Here is a 22,374-nt window from a genome sequence, read left to right on the forward strand (position 1 = left end):
AAATGTCATTTTAAAAAAGTGTTGTAATCAGCTGAATTCCCTTTAAAATACCAGTTATAGATAATATTAAATATGAATAACTAAATTGATAGAATTTGAAAATAGTTAGGACATTTAGAGATTAGTAAAATATTAAATATATTTAAAATAATTATTGACGTTCCTTTACATTGATGCTAAACTAAACCTGTGCACAACAGTAAAAATTTTAGTATGCATGAAACAAATTTGTAAAATTGATTATCTGGAGGCTAACATGATCATTATTGGCGAAAAAATCAATGGTGCCATTCCATCGACAGGAAAAGCCATTGCTGAAAAAGATGCGGAATTTATCAAAAACCTTGCCATTAAGCAGACGGAAGCAGGAGCGGATTTTATCGATGTATGTGCATCGGTGGATGATGATATTGAAATGGAAACGATGAAATGGCTCATTGACATTGTTCAGGATGCAACAGATGTGCCAATTGCCGTAGACAGTCCCAATGTTGTAACCTGTATTGAATCCATGAAGCTTTGCAAAAAACCGGGATTATTCAATTCTGTTTCCATGGAAGGCGATAAAATTGATGCGGCTTTTAAAGCACTGGCTGATACCAAATGGGAATGTGTCGCTTTATTGAATAGTGACAAGGGTATTCCTAAAACAGCTAAAGACCGTTTGGATGTTTTTCATGACATCATGGCCAAATGCAAGGAATACAACATTGATCCTTCACGGATGCATATTGACCCATTGATTGAAATGCTTTGCACTTCTGAAGATGGCATTAATATGGTTACTGAAGTTATCCGCGAAATCAAAAAAGAATATCCAACTATTCATGTCACCGGAGCGGTTAGCAATATTTCATTCAATCTTCCTGCCCGACGAATTGCCAATCAGGCGTTTGCGGTTCTGGCAATGAATGCCGGAATGGACTCCTTCATCCTGGATCCTTTAAACAAGGACATGATGGGAATGCTTTTTGCCACTGAAGCAATGATGGGTGAAGATGAATACTGTATGGAATATATTGGGGCTTTCAGAGAAGGTATTTTTGTTAAATAATAATCTTTGCACACACAAAGAGAAAAATAATAAATTTTAAGGAGAAAGAATATGTCAACAATTGCAGAAGTAAAAACACTGGTAGAAACTGGGAAATCAAAAAAAGTAGGAGCTGCTGTTCAGGCTGCTTTAGATGCTGGGATCGCTGCTCAGGAAATTTTAGACGGCATGATCGGGTCAATGGGCGTTGTTGGAGAAAAATTCTCAGCTGGAGAAATTTTTGTTCCTGAAATGCTGATTGCTGCTAAAGCAATGTCAAAAGGTGTTGATATTTTAAAACCGGTTATGGCTGGTGAAAACTCAACTTCTTTAGGAACCTGTATTATGGGAACTGTTGCCGGAGACCTTCATGATATCGGTAAAAACCTGGTTGTTATGATGCTTGAAAGTTCTGGATTTGATATGGTAGATTTGGGTGTTGATGTTCCAGCTGAAAAATTCGTTGAAGCGGTTAAAGAAAACGACAACGTAGTTTTAGTTGCATGCTCAGGCCTGTTAACAACTACAATGCCAGCTTTAAAAGAAGCAGTACAGACTGTAAAAGCTGCATATCCTGATATGAAAGTAATCGTTGGTGGTGCTCCTGTAACACCTGAGTATGCTGCTGAAATTGGTGCAGATGGATACGCTCCAGATGCTGGTAGCTCTGCTGCTAAAGCTAAAGAACTGATTGGTGCATAATCTAAAGATACTTTAGTTCACAAATTATTAATTTTTACAGATTATAATAACTAAAAAATAAATAAAAAGACTTCGCCTTGTTTAAAGGGTGAAGTCTTTTTATTTATTATTTAAAGCCATAATAGTATTATTTGCAATTAAAATACAAATCGATATTAATGCAACATAAAATTCATTAAAAATAAATATTGAAATAACACTGAAAAATAGGTATATATACTGCGTATTAAACGAATACAATGGTAAATAGAAAATATTTACGAAATATCTTGACAAATTGTTTAAGCAAAGATAAAATTATGCATAACTAATATTCAGGAGGTAGTTTATGACTGCACATCTTACACAGAAAGAGAATTTTTTAAGAGTGGCACGTGGAGAAATGCCAGAATATGTACCTATTTCTACATTTGGAATGCCGGGTGTTGAACCTTTGATGACTATGGCAGATCCTAGCATACTAGGAGACTTTAGAGGTCCTGGTGGTGGAGTAGATCCTTGGGGTGTAACATTTGTGACAAGCGATGAAATCGACTTTGCTGCCCTTCCTAAACCGAATGACTTCATTTTAACAGATGTCTCTAAATGGCGTGATGTAATTAAAGCACCAGATTATTCTGGTTTCGACTGGGAAGCCGCTGCTAGAGCAGATCGAAAGAAATTCGTAAAGGATCCTGAACAGACAGCCTTTGTGCTCAGTGGCTACGCTGATCTATTTCAGCAGTTTGTTGGTTTTATGGGATTCACAGAAGGATTGTGTGCTATTTACGAGGAGACTGAAGAGGTCGAAGAATTATTTGATTATATGTTGGAGCACTCTTTGTATATTACAAAAAATATGCTGCACTATTATAAACCAGATGGATATTACTTACTTGATGATACAGCCTCTAAATTACAACCATTTATCTCTCCTAAAATGTTTAAAGAACTTTTGGTACCACGATATAAACAGTGCCTGGATTTAGTTAGAGAAGAAGGCATTCCGATATTTTATCATAATTGTGGGCGTTGTGAGGATCTAATTCCAGATATGGTAGATATAGGTGTGAATGTTTGGGATCCAGCTCAGATTGAAAATGACCTCGTAGCGATTAAAAATAATTATGGTCCCAAATTAGCAATTAACGGTGCCTATGAATATAGGATGCCAACTACCTGGCCGAATGTGGATGAAGAAGAGGTACGACAAACAGTTAGAGATACTTATGATAAAATGGCACCAGGTGGCGGCTTTATCTTTAGCGGAATGGTTACCTCATTGGATTTTGGCGATCCGAAGGTTATGGAAGTCAATGGCTGGATATTTGATGAAGCTCAAAAATTAAGTAAAAGTGTCTATCAATAGGTTGGATTAAGGAAAAACTAATGAAAATAATAATTTTTGGTGGGTTTTTAGGGTCAGGTAAGACCAGTGTAGTTGTTCAGCTGGCGAAACACTTAATAGGTGATAATCCTGAAAACCTTACAAAGGTAGTAATCCTGGAAAACGAAATTGGTGATGTAGGGATTGACGATAAATTATTAAAAAGCAGTGGTTATGAAGTTGAGAATCTGTTTTCAGGATGTGTTTGCTGCACCCTATCGGGAGAGCTTGTCTTGGGTATTCATAAAATTAAAAATGATTTTAATCCTGATACGATAATTTTAGAGGCAACCGGCGTTGCATTTCCTGATAATATCAGAGAGACAATCCTTAAATCAATGCCAGACATTGATTGTCGAGTCATTTGTGTGACTGATGCTAAGCGGTGGATGAGACTTTTAAAGCCAATGGAAATGCTGCTAAATGATCAACTTAAGGCAGCTGACGCGATTTTACTGAATAAAGTCAACCTGGTGGATCAGGCCAAGGTGTTGCAAGTTGTGGAGTCAATCAGAACCTTTAACAATGCTGCAGTGCTCTACAAGATAAATGCTTTGGAGACCATACATCCTGAAATTATTGAAAATATAGCCAGGTAGAAAGGTTGAATTATGTTGAAAGAGCATAGTGAATCATCATGTAAATGCCATCAGCACCATGATCATAACGAACACAATCATAACGAACACGAACATCATCATACTGAAGATCAAAACAGTCTGGTTAAGATTCATACTCATGATACCAGTATAATTGGTTCATTTCAAATTGAATTGAGTGAGTCGATTGCTATTGCAGAAGAGAAAATGGAAACTTGTTTAAAAAACATTGCTGATTCTGTAAATCAAATGAACGGCATTATTGGTCACATCAAGGGTTTTATTCAGTATAATGGCGACAATTGTATGTTATCCATTACTGACGAAGAAGTTAATAAAAAACGCGGTCTAACTAATAAGTGTGTAATTGATGCAGTTGCCATTGTTTTTAATCTGGAACCGGATCAGTTGAAAAAAGTGATTGAAAAGGAATTAGGAAGTTTCGAAAATAAATATAGACTATAATAGGTTTATAGAAATATTTTTTTAGGAACTTAGCTTTTATAAAGAAGAAAATTTGAGTTTAGGTAAATATTCTATAAGCTATTTACAGGTTTAAATAACTTAACTGAAACAGACAATCATCAACTTTTGAAGTATTGATGATTGTCTGTTCTTATGTAAGGATTAAATTGTGATATAGACGTTAAAATTAAGCCGTGATAAAATACTAGAGAAGAAAATGGAGGAAAAAATGGAAATATTAAATAATATAAATGATACGGCATTAATTTTTGAAGGTGGCGGTATGCGTGCAAGTTATACAGCAGGAATTCTCAATATTTTATTAGAGAATGAGTTGTATTTTAACTATGTAGCTGGAATATCTGCTGGTTCAAGTCATACAATAAATTATTTGTCAAGAGATCCTGAACGCGCCAGAAAATCATTTGTTGAGCTGGTAAATGATCCCAAATTTGGAGGATGGTCTTCGTTCTTAAAGGGAGACGGTTTTTTTAATGCAAAATATTTGTATGAGGAGACTTCTCATGTGGGCGGTCCACTTGAGTTTGATATTGAGACCTTTATGTCAAACCCAGCTCAGATTAGAATTGGTGCATTTTCTGGAGTATCAGGTCAGATGATATATTTTCGTAAAGAACATATGAAATCCCTTGAGGATATTGTGAAGATTGTCAGATCTTCATCATCGATGCCATTATTCATGCCACCAACAGTTTATCAGAATCAACTTTTTGTTGATGGCGGATTGGGCGGTGGAATCCCTTTAGAAATTGCAAAAAAGGATGGATATAAAAAGTATTTTGTGATTTTAACTCAGGAAAAAGGCTATCGAAAAAAGCCAGCAAAGTTCAAACACAGTATTCGTCTATATTATAGAAAATATCCACATATTGCTGAAGCGATGATTGCACGTTTTTCCATGTACAATCGTACGCTTGATAAATTGGAAAAGCTGGAAAAAGAGGGAAGGGCTTTTCTGGTTTATCCGGATAAAATGGCTGTTTCAAATCGTGAGACTAACTTTTTAAAGTTAGAACGATCATATCAGGCTGGATATGAACAAGGAAAAAGAGATTTGTTCAAATGGAAAAAGTTTTTAGATGGTGCTTTGTAATGGGGTCATTTATTAGCCTGATGATCATAATAGCTCTAATCGCGGTGTTTTTATTGATATTCTCTTCACCCCGAAAAAAAAACACAGAACAAATTATTTTCAAGACATACGATGGGTATATAAAAGGTCATCAATTGGAACAGGATCTGATTAAAGGAAAAAAATATGTAGCAGATCAATTAACTGCAGAGGGTATTTTTTTAAAGGGCAATCTAACGGGTCAGGGAAAATCTTATTATAAAAATGGAAAAGTTCGTTATGATGGACACTTTGAAAATGGAGAACCTTCTGGTGAGGGAAAGCTCTATGAAGAAGATGGTCGTTTAAAATATATTGGCAATTTTAAAAATGGATATGCAAACGGATTTGGAAAAGTTTTTGATGATAAAGGTCATTTAAAAATTGAAGGTCACTTTAAAAGGGTTTCCGGGTTTGATCAGTTCTCAAAAGATCCTTCTTTACCTTATGGTCACTGTCGCGAATTTTATAGTAATGGAAAAATGAAATATGATGGAGAATTCACAAATGGAGTTTGGCATGGAAATGGAAAATATTATAACTCTCAAGGAAAACTAATATTTAAAGGAGAATTTATCAATGGTCATCCAAAGTCATGATGTTTAGAAAAGTTCTGTAATTGAGGTCATAAAAAATAGATGAGATATAGTTGTTTAATGATGGCATGATGATATTTTGGGTAAGTATTAAATAAGAATTATCGTTTTCAGCGATGGAAATGAAATCGCCTGAATCTTAATGAGGAGTATAGGTATTATGAAATGTAAAAACATCCTTCCATTTATGATCTTTTTTGTGATGGCAATTTTTTTAACAGGTTGTACAGATGGTGACCAAAATGCTCAGTCGACAGTAAATCAGACTGCTGAAAGCGATTCAGTAAATCAATATTTGAATGATGATCCGATATATCAGTTTTATAATCTTACTGAACTTAACCAGATGAAGGTTGAACTTGATGAGCGTCTGGGAGTTGTTCCGCAGATTGATGAAGCAGGAATGTATAACTATATTGATAATGAAACCGGATATGGTGTTTTTGTCAGTTTTGATAGTGGAGATGCTGTGGTCTTAAAGGGTCTTTATATTCCTGAAGGAGGAAAAGCACTTGTAAATTTGAGTAATGCCAGTGTTAATCAGGAAATGGTATCTCAAGTTACCGGGGGAATTTCTTTTGAAGAGGCAGTCGGCATTTTAGGTAGTGGAGCAGTTGAAATTGTCTGCTCACACAATCCGGCAGATCCGGATAATCCATTTTATGCGATGGCCTGGATGAATCAGGATGGAAGCCTGGCTCTCGTTTATTTTGAAGGTTATAAAGGAATTGTCAATAGTGCTGAATTTCTAAGCAGTGTGGAATAATTTTATAAAAGGAGGGATTAGATGAAAAACAAAAGTTTTTTAGACGGGACTATATTTTTATTGCTGATGCTGTCATTGCTGTTATTGAGTGGTTGTAATCAATCAACAGGAGGAAGTATTTTAAGTGACCCGTTTAATTTCTATAATATGGTTGAGTTGGGGGAATCAAAAGAACAGGTTGAATCATCGTTGGGTGTGACGGGTGTATTAAGTGACGGTACATATCAATATGTTGACGAAGAGACTGGTTTTGGGGTAATGGTCGTCTATGATAGCGGTGATACTGTTGAAATGAAAACTCTTTACAATGCTGACGAAACGAAAATTATGGAATTAAGTGATGCCAGTGTCACCGAAGATCAGGGTAGCAGTATTACAGAAGGTATGAGTTATGATAAAGTAGTTGAGCTATTGGGAACCGAAGGGGTGGAAATAATTCAGATGGTTAATCCTTCGGATATTGATAAACCAATTCATATGATGATTTGGTTTAATGATGACAATAGTGGCTTGTATGTTACATTTCTTGGTGAAAAGGGACTTGTACTTAGTGTGAATTTTTACAATGAGTGATGATTTAAGAGCTTAGGGCAGAGATTTTTATTTCTGTCTTTTTTTGTGAATTAATTTTCTTAATTGCTTGATTTCTAAAAAATAAAATATTTTAAAAAATTTATTTTTTAGGGAAGAAAAACTATCTGATGACCGTTATATAGGTATAGGATAGTAGAAGGGGTGAACAGGGGTGTCGCAAGTACAAGAAATCAGCGATGATGCTTTAATACAGGAATTTTTGAAAAGCGGAAATTCTGCTAAATTTGAACCATTAGTTAGGCGCTACGAAAAATTTGCAACTGTATATGCCTATTCTCTACTGGAAAATGAATTTGATGCCCAGGATGCAGTTGCGGAAAGCTTTTTAAAAGCCTTTACAAAAATTCATCAATATCGCTTTGGCAGCAGTTTTAAAAACTGGTTTTTAAAAATTGTTCATAATACCTGTTATGACTTAATGCGGAAGCAAAAAAATTATATTTACCTGGATGATGAAGAATTGGGGGAGGCAATAAAAAGTGATGAGTCGCTTTCTTACAACAATATTGATAGTTTGGATTTTAATGAAATGAAAAAGATACTTTTCAAACTTTCACCTGATTTAAGGGCAGTCATTTTATTGCGCTATTACTATGATTGGGATTATCAGAAAATATGTAAATTTTTAGATATTCCCATAGGTACTCTATCGTCAAGATTAAATCGGGCCTGTAAAAAATTAAAATCTTATATGGAGGAACAAAATGGATGAACTCGATAATTTAATGGAATGTATGGGATTTAATGAAACGCGAATCAGTGATTTTGTCGACGGGATTCCATATAAATCGAATGTAAAAGGGATCATGAAGAAACTGCAAAAACCGACAGTAAATCCATTTGAACAGTGGCTGGTTCTGGGCTATATTATTCTGATTGCTTTTGGAGCTTGTGTAAGTCGATTTTTATTTATGAGCGACTCCGTTAAAGGAATCTTAAGGTCTTTGATCATTGGAATGATCGGTTATGCAGATATCATTCAGTCGATAGGTAGAATTTTATCATTTGGTATTTCAATTTGTATTATTTTCTGGGTACTGGTTGGAATATTTCAATATAAAAATGAAAATGCTTATTAAGGAGAGGAAAAATGTTTAAAAAATCGAAAAAGACGGTCCTGTTATTTATTATGGTTATATTTATTAGTATGTCAGCGGTATGCGCCCAGGTTGCAGAATATGGAGACTACTATGATAGCTCGGGAAATATTACGATTCAGGGAGAAACAGTTTCAAACAGAGACTTTGTTTTTGCCGGTTCAAATATCACCACTGATGCTGTGTTTGATACAACGACTGTTTTTATGGGCAATATTGTTAGCCTTGATGGGGAGTATAATGGTGATGTATTTGTTTTTGGAAATACAATTACTATCAACGGGAAAATTAATGGTAGTCTTTATACAGCAGGTAATGTGATTACAATTAACGGAGAGGTAACAGATGACGTATTTGTAGCTTGTTCAGAGTTTACTTTGGGAACTAATGCGTCTCTTAACCGAGATGTCTGGTTCAGTGGTGCTAATGGTCGTTTTGACGGTATAGTAGGTCGTAACCTGAGATCAGAGGCTGGTAATTTAAAGCTAAATAGTAAAATAGAGGGATTTGTAGATGCGTCAGTAGGGCAGTTGACGATTAATGAAACGGCTGAAGTTTTAGGAACAATTGATAATAGAAGTGAAAATGAAGCCATTGTGGCAGCTGGGGCCAATGTGCCAGAAGTAAACTGGGAAAAGGTCACTGAAGAAGAAAATCGAACAGAAACCAACAGCGGTAATTCCGTGGGGTCGGTTATTCTTCAAATTATTACAAAACTTGCTTTTATTCTGGTAATATGGCTTCTAATTACATTTATGTCTAAAGAATTCAGTGATAATACAAGTTTGATTGTAAAAAAACATTTGTGGCCATCTCTTGGAATTGGTGCTGGTTATATGTTTTTGTCGCCGATTATGTTACTTATTTCTTTCATTATTTATGTTCCATTTGGATTAGCGGTGTTGTTTTTGATAATAGCAAGTTTTATTTTAGCTATGCCAATTGCTGCTGTAGTATTTTCAAAGCTTTTGATTAAATTTTTTGATAATCAGATGAAACCACTTTTGGCATCTTTTGTATCGGTGTTAATAATTGCTGCTGGAGTAATCGTGATTGGATATATTCCATTTATTGGAGGATTGACCGGATTTTTCCTTACCCTCTTCGGAACAGGCTTCCTGGGATATAATATTCTTTTTGGACATCGTCAGTTAAAAGAAGAAAAAAACCTGTTCGTAGAAGAGGTCAATGAAGCGTCAACGACAATGGCAATTGAAAAAGAGGAATCAAATAAGGAGTTTGAAATAGAAGAATCTTTAAAACCTGAGGAAGATGAGACATCAGATAATAATCAGTAAACTGATTTGAATTTAAAAAAAATTAAGATATTTGAATACGTATTTTATAGCTCAAATTTTAAAATGTTGACTTTCTTCATTTTTGATTTGGGCTATTTTTTTAGGGTACTAACATTATAATAAAAATGTATATTTAGTAAGAAAGTTGCTGGTCTTAGGGAGATGTTTATGAGAAATGTGTTGAAAAATTTTAATCTTCAGACAGTATTGAAATTATTTTCTATACAAATAATACTTGCGATCTGTTTTCTCAATTTCACTAAATGTGTTTATGCCGAGGAGGATAATCCGAGAATTCTATTCTTATCATCGTACTCAGAATCATTTGAAAGTGATCCACCCAAAGTAGAAGGGGCTCGTTTTATTTTTCAGGATAAATATGATATGGATTTTGAGTTTATGGACTCCAAGCGTTTTGAAACCCTGGAAAATAGAGAACTTTTTTATCAATTACTTAAATATAAATTATCCAATGTACCAACATATGATGCTGTTATTGTTTCTGATGATTACGCTCTTCAGTTTGTTATGGATTATCAGGATGAACTTTTTATCAATATTCCAATTATATTTATTGCAATTAATGATAAACAACGAGCAGAGGAGGCTGCTGCCAGAGAAAATATTGCAGGCGTTTGGGAAGAAACCTCATTAACCGAAAATATTGACTTGGCAAGAAAATTTAATCCCGATGCGACAAAAGTAATGGCTATTGTAGATTCTACTTTAACTGGTCAAGGAGATCAAAAACAGTTTGAAGAGGCAATGCTTGAATTTCCTGATTTACAAGCGGAGTTATTGAATGTATCCAATTATGATATTAATGAAGTAGCTGAGATGCTTGATAAACTTGAAGATGATACGATCCTACTTTTTTTGAGTATGAATCAGACGAAAGATGGCGTTTATATAGCCCTTGATGACCAAATAGAATTTTTAAAAGAACATACTAATATTCCTGTGTATCGGGCATCACTAGGGGGAGTTGGTCAAGGTTTATTTGGCGGAAAACTCATAGATTACTATGGATTCGGTGAACTAGGAGCAAAACTAGTGATTGAGGTTTTAAATGGGAAGTCCATTGATTCCATTGATTTAATTAGAGAAACCCCATATTATTATACTTTTGACTATGAATTGGTAAAAAAATATGGAATTAACGAAGAGCTTATACCAGCTGATGCTGTACTGGTTAATAAAGAAGAGCGTTTGATAGAAAAATACCGAGATTTGTTTATAACAATTGGAATTATCCTGGTTTTTTTAAGTTTAGTTTCTGTGATTTTAATTATTGATAACTTGAAAAGGAGAAAAGCGGAAAGAGACTTAAAAGAAAAAAATCTGGAACTAAAAAAGTTTTATAAAAATCTGTCAAAGACTGAAGAGGAACTTAGATTTCAGTATGAAATTGTTCAAGAACATGCAAACAAAATGTATATTCTTAATCAGAAATTTAAAATTGCGACTGAAAGTACAAATAGTGCAGTCTGGGAAATGAATATTGAATCAAAACAGGTGATGATTTCAGAAAGTTTCGGTTTGATATTTGATCAAAGGGTTAAAACACATTGCGGCTATGATCAGTTTTTTGGGCAGGTGCTTTGTAAATCGGATAAGATTAAGCTTGATGAAGAAATTTGCCGTTATTTAAGTGGTGGATCTAAGGAAATCAATCTTCAAGTGTGTATGAATAATAAAAACTGGATGTTGGTCAAAGGAAAAGGTGTTTATGATCAAGATGATCATTATACAGATATCCATGGTCTGTTGATCGACAGTACAAAGATAAAAGAGCAAGAAGCTTATATTGAATACCTTGCAGCCCATGATTATCTGACAAATTTGCCAAATCGTCATCAGTTTCTTAACCGTCTCAATCAGGCGCTTAAAGATAACGTTTCAGGTGCAGTTATTCTTTTTGATGTGGATAATTTTAAGAGCATTAATGACTCCTTAGGTCATGTATATGGCGATCTTCTTTTAAAGTCGATAGCTGAACGCTTACGTTATTTCCAAAATGAAAGCGTTATGGTTGCACGTTTTGGTGGTGATGAGTTTTTGGTCCTGTATTTGGGTTCTGAAAACTGCTCTGAAATCAGTAAATTTGCAGAGACAATACGTAGTGTTTTTAAGGAAGGTGTAGTAATTGATGGCGTAGAGAGCTATTTTAGTATTAGTATGGGAATCACCTGTTTTCCCAGGGACAGCAGAAATATTAATCAGCTAATTATGAATGCCGATACTGCTATGTATAAAATAAAGAGAAATGGTAAAAATGATTTGATTTTTTTCCATGAAAATATGAATCAGGAAATGAAAGATAAGCATGATACTGAAATTATTTTGCGGGAAGCGATTAAAAATGATGGATTTAAACTTCTTTATCAACCTCAGATATCTTCTGAAAGCGGAGAGATTATCAGTTTTGAAGCGTTGATTCGTTTAAAAAACTATCAAATTAGACCAGATATTTTTATTGGCGTGGCAGAAGAAACGGGTTTAATTGTTGAAATTGGTAGGTGGGTTGCAAAGGAAACTGTCAATCAGATGAAAATATGGCAAGAAAAGGGATTTTCAAGTAAGGCAGTAGCCATTAATTTCTCGATCAAACAATTAAGGGATAGCGGTTATATTGATTATCTTAATCAAATGCTGTCTGAGAGGAGCCTTGATCCTTCACTGATAGAAATAGAAATAACTGAAAACATACTGCTTGAAAATAATAGTGATACTTTTGACTTTCTAAATGAATTAAAAAATTCCGGCTTTCGGATTGCATTAGATGATTTTGGGACTGGTTACGCTTCATTTAATTATCTGACTTATATCCCAGTTGATAAGGTGAAATTGGATAAATCAATTAATGATAAATTCTTAAAACATGAAAACAGTGCCGTGATTGAAAGTCTGATCAACTTAGTACACAGTCTAAAGCTTGAGATTACTGCAGAAGGAATTGAAACCTGGGATAAGTATGCTAAGTTAAGAGCAAGCAATTGCGACTATATACAGGGTTATCTTTTCAGTCGCCCACTTGAACCTGAAAAAATTGAGGAAATATATAATAAGAACATGATTGAATTATTTTTAGAAAATAGTATTAATTAATTTAACAAAATTGTTTTCCATTCGTAAAAGATCACAAACAATGATCTGGATGTTCAATTATTAATGATTGCCCTTTGCTTATGTTTATAGAAAAAAATAGCCGAAACGATATAATGAAGTAACTCTTATACGAAGCTCTAGGAGGTTTTTGTGAAAGCATTTAAATACAGTTCTGTTGTTACATTTTGGTTAGCAGTATTATCAGCAATAGCAATTTTTGTAATTGATGATGTGTTAGATCTGGATGGAAGCAGTGTTTTAAAAAATCATATCCTCGAAAATCTGGATAATTACAACGCCTTTTTAGTTGGTATGTTTACGGCTGCCTTGGTCAGTTTGATTATTGCAATTGTCAGTTACGCGACTGAAAGAAGGCGATTGATTTCTGAGTTTTGGAATAGCGCCAGGAAACTAACTCTGACATTTAAGTTGCTTCTTCTTGATCATTTTAATTCAGATGTACTTTCAGAACAAAATCTAATTGAGATGGCAGAAAAGTATGAATTTAATTTGCAGGTTAGAGAATGGCATTCTTTGTACAGTTCAAACTATTTAATAGTCTTTACACAGATCTCATTTTTCTTTAAACAAGGAAAAATTTGTGGGCTTCTCAGTAAAATAAATACAAATGTAGAAACTATTAAAACTATTATGGACACCTTAATGAACACCTATCTCAATAAAAATCTTAATAATGCGTATGGTCAAACCGACATCAAGATGGTAGTTGATGTTATTGCGGGAATTGATAAGGAGCAATTAATACGTTCTCTGGAGCTGCAGTTAGATGATTTGCTCAATTATTTAAAGGCTGATAATGTGAAAGAGCACATGAGTGTTTCCAGACATACCTAGAATTTAAGACTTTCATTAGAGTATCCTGATATAATTCGCCATGCTCAAATATAATTAATAAAAGAGGTGAAGAATGAAAAGAAACATTTTAATGTCAGGATTAGCTTTAGTATTAAGCGCAATGTTTGCAATGCCGATTTTTGCTGATGCGAAAAGTGCGTGTGTCGCAATTGGTGCAGATAATACAGAATCACAACTGGAAACAGTCTATGATTATTTTGGTATTGACCAGGGTGATGTTGAGGAGACAGTTGTTACAAACGCAGATGAACGAGAAGTTCTTGAAGGACTGGTTTCATTGGATAAAATTGGTACTTTAGCCTTATCAAGTGTTTATGTTCAGGAAACTCAATCTGGTGGGATTGAAATTGAATCTCATAATATTGATTGGGTAACAGATGAAATGTATGAAGCAGCTTTGACAACAGCGGGAATCACTAATGCAGATGTAGTGGTGGCTGCTTATACACCTGTTTCGGGAACAGGTGCCTTGACAGGGATATATAAAGCTTATGAAGTGGCAACAGGTATTGAGCTTGATGAAGATGCAAAATCGACAGCAGTTGAAGAGGTAATTGTTACAGGTGAACTACAGGATATGATTGGTGATGACGCTGTAAATATTATTAATTCATTAAAATCAGAGATTGCACAGACAAAAAACATGAATGATGATGAAATTCGTCAATTGATTGTTGAAACAGCTGATAAGTATGATACAGAATTGACTGATCAACAGGTCGAAGATATTCTTGATTTAGTCAACAAGTTTAATGCGCTGAATATGGATCCGGACACCTTTTTAAAACTGGTAGAAGCAGGTCAGCAGACAGAAGGCTTTTTTGATAAAGTCCAGGGATTCTTTTCAAATATCAGTAATTTTTTTAATGGTATATTAAGTTAATATTAAAGCAAAACAGTAACTTATTTAATATACTATAAATTAAAAAACGGATTTGTTATGAAAAATAACAAATCCGTTTTTTTAGGCATCAGTTTTTTGAAGGAGGGGAAGATTAGTTAAAAAATCTTCAGCCAATTCATGACCGGTCAGTTTTTCAAGTAAAACCTGGTGGTCCATGACAAGGATGGTTTTGAAAGAACCGTCTCCAAGTGGGAAAACACCTGTAATTGAAGAAGAGACTCCAACCGGTTTAATCTGATCCAGGTTGATTTCCAGAACATTATTAAGTTTATCTACTTGCAGGGCGACAGTTTCGGTTTCTGATAACTGCAGGACTAACAGACTGGAGGTATCGAGGTTACGCTCTGAGTTATTAAATAGAATATCCAAATTAACTACGGCAATAAAATTACCTTCATACTCGACAGCGCCCTTTATCGGTCCTGATACCCCTGGCATTGAAACGATACGATTAGTATCAAGGGCTTCAAGGACTACAGACTGATCCAGACCAAACATTTGATCGTTAATAACGAATGTTGCCAGTTTAATGGTTTCATTGTTCATAACATAATTAATATCGGCCTGCTCGATTTCAATTTCCTTATGATTTGATTGAATACCAGAATGACAATCAGCAAGTCGATCAATAACAATCGCCAGTACATCATTTTGATAGCCATCGCTTGTTTTATATTCCCTGTAACCTGAAGAACAGGCACATCCTATAGCAGCGTAACAGCTGTCGAGAGAAACTAGTTCAGAAACGGTTTCCCCGTTATCGACATTGAAAAAATTCTCTTTTAATTGCAAGGTGGTGCCAGTCTGATAGTTTGGGTGGGTCGAAGCGATGATTGTTTTGTGACGATCAGTGAAAACAGCAAAAGTTTTTTCACTATCAACAGATTCCAGTAAGATTTGTTTAAATTGAAATTCGCTGTCAAAAACGATGCCAATTCCACCAACAGTCTGGGAAGGATGGTCAATATCGGTAATCGAGGCCCCGTAAATATAAGTAGGCAGATTATCATAAAGGTCGGTTCGCTCAAATGGGGAAACAAAATATCGTTCAGAATGATTGTTCGACAGGATGTTCTTTATATAGGAATCATTCAGAGTTTTACCAATGTCACCGACTCGCTTAGGGTTAGAAACGGCGATTATTGTGCCTGACTTATCGAATAAAAACAGATTAGTATAAACGGTATAAAGGCTGTTGATGTAGGACAGGATATCGGTCAAGGTATTTTTATCGGATTCTGAAACTGATTCTTTTGACATAATTCGTCGAAAAGTGGAATCGAGCGCCCACCAGCGACAATCATTTGCCCGTTCGTAAAGATTTCGGTCCATAATGTCGATACAAAGCGAAGCGAGAAAACCCGATTCACTCAGACTGCTGGAGACGACTGTTGAAAAAAGATCTGTGACAGAAGTTTGAAACAGATTGCTGGTTTTGGTGCCTATTCTACCGATTGCTCTCAAAAGGGGTTTGAGTCTGGTATATTCTTCATGCAGACTTTCATCTCGGGCAATGATTTGACCGTTGTAGACAATTCGCCGTAGGGAGCTGTTAATTGTGACTGTTTTTTCAATAATTTCATTAAGCTGTTCTGAGAATGATTCAGCCATAGAAATAAGGTTTTGGGCCGTATTGTCATCAATTTGGCCTAGATCAGTTTTTTCACGGCAGGCAACATTGAGGGGGAGCATAACATGTCCTCGCCATCCTAAACCGAAATAGTCCTGATAACCGTTAGATTTAACGGTCTTTGTGATATAAGAAATACCATGGTGAATCTGAATCCCCTGAATACCAGGGTCAACAGCTTCAACTTTAAAGCCAATTGGGACATGAGATTGATCGCTGCTGGCAATAACTCGATTATGATCATCGATTATTAACAGTGCAGATCCATCCGAATCAGCGGTCAGCTTTTCAAAAATTGTATTCATTTCATCTTCGAAACGGAAGCAAAGACAAATCACACCGATAGTATGCTGTGAGTTAGTATCATAAATTCGGCTGCTAAAAACATGAGATTTATTTCGAAGAGGTTGCAAGGCTGATTTTGCGAAGGATTCTACATAAAGTTCAGAGGTAGAAAGTGTTTCTTCGATAATTGGGTCACTGATGGTCTGATTAAGAATAGGGTTTGAATCATCTAAGTTGGCGATGACTTGATTGTTTTGATCGAGGATGATGATCTCTTCATATACCGAATAATTTTTCACATATTCCCTTAAACGATTACGGATATGATTCAGGCTGTACTCATCGCGATTGTCATTTTTAACAAAATTTCTTATATCATCATCAGTTGCTAAAAATCCGATATCAGCGGTTCGCTCATAAAGATTTCTAATTAGGATATCGATGGCCACCTGGGCTTTAAAAACAATTTTTTGTTCCATTTTTTTTAGTTTTTCAGAAACCAGCGCATCAATTAGTTCCTGTTGCAGGCTATAAAAGCTACTTTGAATATTAGCCATATTGGGGAGCACGTTTTTGGATTGGATCGGACAGTTGATTTCACAAAGCAGTTTAATATTATCCCATTGATCATTTAGTTCAGAAATGCCCTTGTCGCAATCCATGACATCCTGCATATGGGGAATAAAGTCTCTATTCTTATAGATAATCATTACAATCTCCTGTTCTTTATATGAAATGTTTTCAGTATTCTGTATACTTAAAGTAAAAAAATGTATCGAGATTAAATATAACATCATCAGAATTGAATTGCAATGGTCAATGGGAATAAATTTTAATCAACTAAAACATAATATTTTCAAGGAATTCAAGATCTTTTTGATTTGGAAGTTCAGCTATTTTAGTTTTTTTGTCAAAAATCATAATTTCGGGGTTCTTAAAATTAAATGCCGGCCAGGTGACTTTTCCTTTGTAATCATTTGAAAAATTAGGGTTGCCGTTTTTGATGAAGTTTACCCATGAATTCTGCATAATCCAAGAAAGATTGCTGATTCTGGATGTCCGGCGTTGGCTGATACCATTACCGAAAACAAAGGGCAGTTCCATTCCGTGAGCCGAGTTGAGGCCTAAAAATTTAAGTATAGTGGGATCATAATCAAAGTTATAAAAGTAGACAGATTGACCAAGTTCAGAATATTTTTTCGAAAGCATGGTCATACCGATCAAAAAAGCAGAATAGGTATAAATTTCTTTTGTGCGATCTAACGGGGTGTTATTATCATCGATTGAAAAATAATCAAGAACAGCTTTGGCTTTTTCCGGTCCAAAGATCTGGTAGCATAACATCTTATAAATGCCGGCATTAGTGTGCGATTTTATAAACAGTGAGGATTCATCGGTATTATAACCAATCAGTAGTTTTACTTTGTTGACATTTCCTTGACGCAAAGTCTCAACAGGGTTTTCAGGAAGAACACATCCATCAAAGACTGGCCAGAAACTAAAAGCCGAAGGTGCGGTTGATTGATCAGATTTTACCATCGAACAGGCTGCCAGCAGATCGTCGGGTACCTTTCTTAGTGCCGGGAGATCATTGATGTTATCCTGGATTCCAAGAGTTTTTAGAAGGAGCGTGCCATTATCGAGAGATTTTTTTAAATTGCCCCGGTTAAGTCTTGCAAATGCTGAAATAGAAAAAATAGAGCCACTTTCAACAATGGCTTGATGAAAGAGTCCAGTAGCGGCTTTAGAGAGCAGCAACGCAGTGACACTATAGGCACCTGCTGATTGTCCGCCGACAGTTACCTTTTGGGGATCTCCTCCAAAAGAAGAAATATTTTCCTGTACCCATTTTAAAGCTTGAATTTGATCAAGAATTCCATAATTTCCAGCAAATCCGGATTCTTCGTACAGTCCATGGGTTGCCAGAAAACCAAGAGCTCCTAAGCGGTAGTTGATGGTAACGACTATAATGCCCTGCTGAGAAAGCAGATGACCATCATACATGATTTCAGATCCTGAACCGGTAGCAAAAGCGCCACCGTGAATAAAAACATAAACAGGCAGCTGATCAGTTTCTGATTGAGCTGGTGTCCAGATATTTAAATAGAGGCAGTCTTCACTTTTCCCATCCATTCGATATGATGAAGGGCTGTCAATGGTAATACCGCCCATTTGTATAGAACTGTTGCCTGCTTCAAAGCAGGGTCGTAATTCCTGCCAGGGCGGATGCGGTTCGGGAGCCTTGAAACGACGCTCCAGTACCGGGGGTTGCGCATAGGGGATGCCTTTGTAACTAGCGACATTACGGCGCTTTATCCCCATAACTGGACCACAGGGGGATAGGCAACAGGGTTTTTATAAGTCTTATCATCCTGATCTTTCATCTCGACTCCTTTATAGATAATTTTGGTTCTAAAATTCAGGGACATAGATTCGAAACTAAATATATCAATTATTATAGCATTAGGTAGTAAATAAAATAAAGTTTTATAATTGCAGTGGATTGGTGAAAAAATCACGGTGAAAACAGTATTTTTTTTCAAAGAGCAAGTTTTGTAAATCTGTTGAACAGATATCAAAGTGAAGCATTGATTTTTGTGATACCGTTAAACGATTAATTTCTTTGCGCAGATTATTTATTAGTGGTGCCTGCTCTTTTTGTTTGATACTTTTTAAAATGACTTGTCCAGTCCGGTTAAAACCAAGAACACGCAAATATGGTTTTGTATTCTTAAGATTAGCTAAATCAGATTTTGTTAAATTCATAAGACGATTGGTGAAAATTCTCTGAACTCTGGTTTGGGGGATTCGTTTTGAAACGACATCATTAATCAAATCATTAAGTGAGGGGGCTATTTTAATGGCATCTCTAATCTTATGCTCAAGCCCTTCTGACACATATGGAAATTGTCTAAGGGAACTGACACTTTCACCTAAGATCGTGTATCTCAGCAGGTCAAGCAGTTTCTGATTCCCTGAAAAATTAATGTTTTCAATCATTGGAATTAGTAAATCGGTTTGATAAGGAAGTTTTTTGTCAAGCGCATTTAGAATTGTGTCAAGATTTTGATGAGACTGATAGTCCGAAATTATTTTCCGCACCCCTGTTGCACTTAAAATACTTGAATCCTCCAGGCTATGATAATCTGCACCTCTTCGTTGTATGGTAACAGGTTGTATCTTGCTGTTAGAGCGTTTAAGTGCTTTAAGATATTCAATGGCCAGGATATTATTTGGCTTTTTAAGATGTTCAGAATAGTGTAATCCCAGTAACTGTTCAACGGAAAGCTCGCGGGCTTTTGCAAATGAATAACCCAGATCAAGAAAAGACTTCAGTTTTATTTTAAAATTATGCGTCTCATGCGCAAGCAGATCGGACAACGTCAGTAGGTCATTCAAATTACCGGATTCAGAGCCAAAGCTTAAATGAGTGCAGACTCCACTCGATTCCAAAAGATGGATAGCCCCTGTAGCAAAGGTTTCAGCAGATTGTCCAGAGTATATGACTGGTAGTTCGATTACAAGATCGATGCCTGATTCAAGGGCCAGACGTGCTCTTTCCCATTTGTTAAAAAGAGAAAATTCGCCGCGTTGTGTAATGCTGCCACTCATAATAGCGATAACTCCATCAGCACCGGTTATTTTTCGTGACTCCTGAAGCTGATAATAATGTCCCAAATGAAAGGGGTTATATTCAGATACAATTCCAAGTATTTTCATTAAGATCTCCAAATTGAAAGCTGGCAATAAAATATTGATTACTCTCATAAAATGACAAAAATTTATTAGACTATTTTTTGCTTTACTGTTATTATATAGAACGTATGGTATCTAATCAATAAAAACTAAAGGAGAGAATAACAATGAATGTACTTGTTATTAATTGTGGTAGTTCATCGCTTAAGTATCAGTTGCTAGATATGTCAACTGAAAAAGTGATGGCTAAAGGACTTGCTGAAAGAATTGGGATCGCTGGTTCTGTATTAACTCATGAAGCAACAGGAAAAGACAAAGTAAAATTTGAACAGCCAATGGAAACCCACAAAGATGCACTGAATATTTTGATGAGTGCTCTGGTTAGTCCAGCTCATGGAGTGATTAAAGAATTAGAAGAAATTTCTGCTGTTGGTCACCGAACTGTTCATGGTGCTGAAACATTTTGTGATTCAGTCGTAATTAATGCTGAAGTAATTGAAAAAATGGAAGAATGTTCTGAACTAGCCCCGCTTCACAATCCTGCAAATCTGATTGGAATCAGAGCTTGTCAGGAGCTGCTTCCTAATGTACCGATGGTTGGTGTGTTTGATACAGCGTTTCATCAGACATTGCCTGCTGAAGCTTTTATGTATCCACTACCTTATGAATTATATGAAGAACATAAAATCCGAAAGTATGGATTCCATGGTACATCACATAAATTTGTAAGTCGTGCTGCTGCTGAGTTAATGGGTGAAAAAATCGAGAACTTGAAACTGATTTCATGTCATTTGGGTAATGGTGCCAGTCTTTGTGCTATAAATGGTGGTAAATCAGTAGAAACTTCAATGGGTTTAACTCCTTTAGCTGGTCTGGAAATGGGAACACGTTGTGGTGATATTGATCCTGCGATTATTCCGTTTCTTGTTAACAAAGGCTATACAGTTAAAGAAGTTGACGATATTATGAATAAGAAATCTGGAGTTCTTGGGGTTTCAGGCGTTAGCTCAGATTTTAGAGATGTTGAAGCAGCTGCAGATGATGGAAACAAGCGGGCACAACTAGCGCTGGATATTTTCCACTATCGTGTTGTAACAACAATTGGGGCCTATGTTGCAGCAATGGACGGTGTCGATGGAATTATCTTCACAGCTGGCTTGGGTGAAAACTCAGTTTCTTCTCGAAAAGCAATTTGTGATCGCTTAAGTTATCTGGGAATTAAACTGGATGTAGCTGCTAACAGCCAGCGAGGAAAAGCAATGGTTATTTCTGCTACGGATTCAAAAACAACAGTTATGGTTGTTCCAACTAACGAAGAATTAATGATTGCCAGAGATACTTTAGAATTGGTAAAATAATGTAAAGACTTTCACTTGACAAAACGGGGAATCGTCTATATAATGATGATTGCCCGTTTGGAGTGAGAATATGAAAATTGAAATCAATAAGCTATTACAGGAAAAATCTTTCCCTTTTGAATTTATTGTTCACAATGATGAGTTGAAGGACGTTGAGGGAAAATTAGATGAAAATGGTGCCGTAGTTAAAGGAACAGTTAAGAAACTATCAAAACGTAGTTTTGAAATTACCATGACTATTGAGATGACTATGGTTTTTCCCTGTGCGCGTTGTCTGGAGCCAACCCCGGTTCCTTGTTTTTATGATTACGCTGATACGGTTTCGATTGACGATGATGCAACAGAATTGGATCTTATACCCGTTGTTGAAGAATGCATTTATATAAATGAACCGTTTCGGATTTTATGTCGGGAAGATTGCAGGGGGTTGTGTCCAAAATGTGGCAATAATTTAAATCATGAACAATGCGATTGCGAGAATGATGGGGATATAGATCCACGTCTGGCAGCATTAAAAACGTTATTGTAAATGAACTGACTATATCGTAGGAGGTGATAGTAATGGCTGTACCAAAAAGAAAGGTTTCGAAAGCACGTCGAGATAAAAGAAGAACACATTATAAATTAAGTATTCCAGGAATGAGTACTTGTCCAAAATGTGGAGAGATTAAAGTACCACACCGTGTCTGCAAGTCTTGCGGAACATACAAAGACGTGAGCGTCATTAGTTTTGATGAATAAACAGAGCCTTGTCTCTGTTTTTTTCTCTATATTGGAATAATTTCTAGAATAAGGATATGAATTTCCAGTATACTTAATATGTTTTTTAAAATGTTATTTAAGATAGTTCGAACAAGGAAGGTGTTATA

Annotated in this window: 21 protein-coding genes; 18 read left to right on the top strand and 3 right to left on the bottom strand. The window is 35.6% G+C overall.

Going from position 1 to position 22,374, the window contains the following annotated elements; genetic code table 11:
• Window positions 1–256 precede the first annotated feature (256 nt).
• The 15 genes from Q5O24_05665 to Q5O24_05735 all read left to right on the top strand — a co-directional run bounded on the left by Q5O24_05665 (window position 257) and on the right by Q5O24_05735 (window position 14,515).
• Window positions 257–1,054: a methyltetrahydrofolate cobalamin methyltransferase gene (locus Q5O24_05665; protein WKY48804.1), complete on the top strand. Its 798-nt coding sequence runs from the start codon at window positions 257–259 to the stop codon at window positions 1,052–1,054.
• 51 nt (window positions 1,055–1,105) lie between these two features.
• Entirely contained in the window at window positions 1,106–1,735 is a 630-nt protein-coding gene (locus Q5O24_05670; GenBank protein ID WKY48805.1) for a corrinoid protein, read from the top strand.
• 328 nt (window positions 1,736–2,063) lie between these two features.
• Window positions 2,064–3,083, top strand: a complete 1,020-nt coding sequence (locus Q5O24_05675) for a uroporphyrinogen decarboxylase family protein (protein ID WKY48806.1) — start codon at window positions 2,064–2,066, stop codon at window positions 3,081–3,083.
• Window positions 3,084–3,103: 20 nt separating this feature from the next.
• Window positions 3,104–3,700: a GTP-binding protein gene (locus Q5O24_05680; GenBank protein WKY48807.1), complete on the top strand. Its 597-nt coding sequence runs from the start codon at window positions 3,104–3,106 to the stop codon at window positions 3,698–3,700.
• Between the two features lie 12 nt (window positions 3,701–3,712).
• Window positions 3,713–4,165 carry a hypothetical protein gene (locus tag Q5O24_05685; GenBank protein ID WKY48808.1) on the top strand — a complete coding sequence of 151 codons (453 nt, stop codon included), beginning with the start codon at window positions 3,713–3,715 and terminating at the stop codon, window positions 4,163–4,165.
• Between the two features lie 229 nt (window positions 4,166–4,394).
• On the top strand, window positions 4,395–5,279 hold the full coding sequence (locus Q5O24_05690) for a patatin family protein (protein WKY48809.1): 885 nt from the start codon (window positions 4,395–4,397) through the stop codon (window positions 5,277–5,279).
• Window positions 5,249–5,896, top strand: coding sequence for a hypothetical protein (locus Q5O24_05695; protein WKY48810.1), 648 nt, complete (start codon window positions 5,249–5,251; stop codon window positions 5,894–5,896). The genes Q5O24_05690 and Q5O24_05695 overlap by 31 nt, the downstream gene beginning before the upstream one ends.
• 157 nt (window positions 5,897–6,053) lie before the next feature.
• Window positions 6,054–6,659: a hypothetical protein gene (locus Q5O24_05700; GenBank protein ID WKY48811.1), complete on the top strand. Its 606-nt coding sequence runs from the start codon at window positions 6,054–6,056 to the stop codon at window positions 6,657–6,659.
• Window positions 6,660–6,680: 21 nt separating this feature from the next.
• A complete protein-coding gene (locus Q5O24_05705; protein WKY48812.1) occupies window positions 6,681–7,232 on the top strand; it encodes a hypothetical protein in 552 nt (183 codons plus the stop codon).
• 172 nt (window positions 7,233–7,404) lie between these two features.
• Window positions 7,405–7,965, top strand: a complete 561-nt coding sequence (locus tag Q5O24_05710) for an RNA polymerase sigma factor (GenBank protein ID WKY48813.1) — start codon at window positions 7,405–7,407, stop codon at window positions 7,963–7,965.
• The gene (locus tag Q5O24_05715) at window positions 7,958–8,332 is read left to right on the top strand and encodes a hypothetical protein (protein ID WKY48814.1); all 375 of its coding nucleotides are present in this window, start codon (window positions 7,958–7,960) and stop codon (window positions 8,330–8,332) included. The genes Q5O24_05710 and Q5O24_05715 overlap by 8 nt, the downstream gene beginning before the upstream one ends.
• A gap of 11 nt (window positions 8,333–8,343) precedes the next feature.
• Window positions 8,344–9,648: a hypothetical protein gene (locus Q5O24_05720; GenBank protein ID WKY48815.1), complete on the top strand. Its 1,305-nt coding sequence runs from the start codon at window positions 8,344–8,346 to the stop codon at window positions 9,646–9,648.
• A 168-nt stretch (window positions 9,649–9,816) separates the two neighbouring features.
• Window positions 9,817–12,756 (top strand): ABC transporter substrate binding protein, encoded by a 2,940-nt coding sequence (locus Q5O24_05725; protein WKY48816.1) that lies wholly within the window; start codon window positions 9,817–9,819, stop codon window positions 12,754–12,756.
• A 150-nt stretch (window positions 12,757–12,906) separates the two neighbouring features.
• Window positions 12,907–13,611, top strand: coding sequence for a hypothetical protein (locus Q5O24_05730; GenBank protein WKY48817.1), 705 nt, complete (start codon window positions 12,907–12,909; stop codon window positions 13,609–13,611).
• Between the two features lie 73 nt (window positions 13,612–13,684).
• Window positions 13,685–14,515, top strand: coding sequence for a DUF1002 domain-containing protein (locus Q5O24_05735; GenBank protein ID WKY48818.1), 831 nt, complete (start codon window positions 13,685–13,687; stop codon window positions 14,513–14,515).
• Window positions 14,516–14,596: 81 nt separating this feature from the next.
• On the opposite strand, the gene Q5O24_05740 is transcribed toward Q5O24_05735, so the two are convergent.
• The 3 genes from Q5O24_05740 to Q5O24_05750 form a co-directional block, all read right to left on the bottom strand.
• Window positions 14,597–17,161: a chemotaxis protein CheW gene (locus Q5O24_05740; protein WKY48819.1), complete on the bottom strand. Its 2,565-nt coding sequence runs from the start codon at window positions 17,159–17,161 to the stop codon at window positions 14,597–14,599.
• Window positions 17,162–17,291: 130 nt separating this feature from the next.
• Window positions 17,292–18,773: a carboxylesterase family protein gene (locus tag Q5O24_05745; protein ID WKY48820.1), complete on the bottom strand. Its 1,482-nt coding sequence runs from the start codon at window positions 18,771–18,773 to the stop codon at window positions 17,292–17,294.
• A 165-nt stretch (window positions 18,774–18,938) separates the two neighbouring features.
• Window positions 18,939–20,171 carry a nucleotidyltransferase gene (locus Q5O24_05750; protein ID WKY48821.1) on the bottom strand — a complete coding sequence of 411 codons (1,233 nt, stop codon included), beginning with the start codon at window positions 20,169–20,171 and terminating at the stop codon, window positions 18,939–18,941.
• Between the two features lie 143 nt (window positions 20,172–20,314).
• Between Q5O24_05750 and Q5O24_05755 the strand changes: the two genes are divergently transcribed.
• The 3 genes from Q5O24_05755 (at window position 20,315) to rpmF (ending at window position 22,246) form a co-directional block, all read left to right on the top strand.
• Window positions 20,315–21,505 carry an acetate kinase gene (locus Q5O24_05755; protein WKY48822.1) on the top strand — a complete coding sequence of 397 codons (1,191 nt, stop codon included), beginning with the start codon at window positions 20,315–20,317 and terminating at the stop codon, window positions 21,503–21,505.
• Window positions 21,506–21,575: 70 nt separating this feature from the next.
• On the top strand, window positions 21,576–22,034 hold the full coding sequence (locus tag Q5O24_05760) for a DUF177 domain-containing protein (protein ID WKY48823.1): 459 nt from the start codon (window positions 21,576–21,578) through the stop codon (window positions 22,032–22,034).
• Between the two features lie 32 nt (window positions 22,035–22,066).
• Window positions 22,067–22,246 (top strand): 50S ribosomal protein L32, encoded by a 180-nt coding sequence (rpmF, locus tag Q5O24_05765; GenBank protein ID WKY48824.1) that lies wholly within the window; start codon window positions 22,067–22,069, stop codon window positions 22,244–22,246.
• The last annotated feature ends 128 nt before the right edge of the window (window positions 22,247–22,374 follow it).

It is taken from the genome of Eubacteriaceae bacterium ES3 (genome assembly GCA_030586155.1).
In the GTDB taxonomy this organism is placed as follows: Bacteria; Bacillota; Clostridia; order Eubacteriales; family Eubacteriaceae; genus Acetobacterium.